The following is a 599-nucleotide window of genomic DNA, read 5'->3' on the forward strand; positions in this document are numbered from 1 at the left end:
GCGGTGTGGTGGGGGGCGTCGGGGTCGAGGAGCCCGCGTAGCTCCACTTCTGGTTGCCGGTGCCGGCGCAGTCCCAGATCTGGAGGCGCGCGCCGTCGGCGTTGTTGCCGTCCTTGATGTCCAGGCACCTGCCGGCGGCCGTGTTGACCAGGTCGCCGGCCGCGGTGAGCTGCCACTTCTGGGTGGCCACGGTGCTGTAGCAGGTCCACAGGTGCACCGCGGTGCCGTTGGTCGTGCCGTTGTTCACCAGGTCCAGGCACTTGCCCAGCGCGGTCAGGGAACCGTCGCCGTTCAGCGTCCAGCTCTGGTTGGGGCCCGGTGCGCACGACCACATCTGGGCCGGGGTGCCGTCGGCGGTCGACCCGTCGGTGACGTCGAGGCACTTGCCGTTGCCGAGGCTGGTGAGGGCGCCCGCGGTCGCGGCACTGGCCGGGCCCGAGTCGACGGCCACGAGGGCGCCCACCACGGCCAGGGCGGCCGCCAGTGCCATGGCCAGGGGCGCGCGCGACCGGCGGTGGCGGTGGGACGAAAGAGGCACGAGGCGAGTCCCTTCCGGGAGTGAAGTGGCTTGCAGACATGACGGAACGTCGCCCTGAGGG

Annotated in this window: 1 protein-coding gene; it reads right to left on the reverse strand. The window is 72.3% G+C overall.

The features are described from left to right. Nucleotides 1-490, reverse strand: a 490-nt coding sequence (locus CCN72_RS37675) for an RICIN domain-containing protein (protein WP_143664370.1), incomplete at its 3' end; no start/stop codon positions are given. Nucleotides 491-599 lie beyond the last annotated feature (109 nt).

Source organism: Streptomyces murinus, assembly GCF_002154555.1.
GTDB classification, from domain to species: Bacteria; Actinomycetota; Actinomycetes; order Streptomycetales; family Streptomycetaceae; genus Streptomyces; species Streptomyces murinus.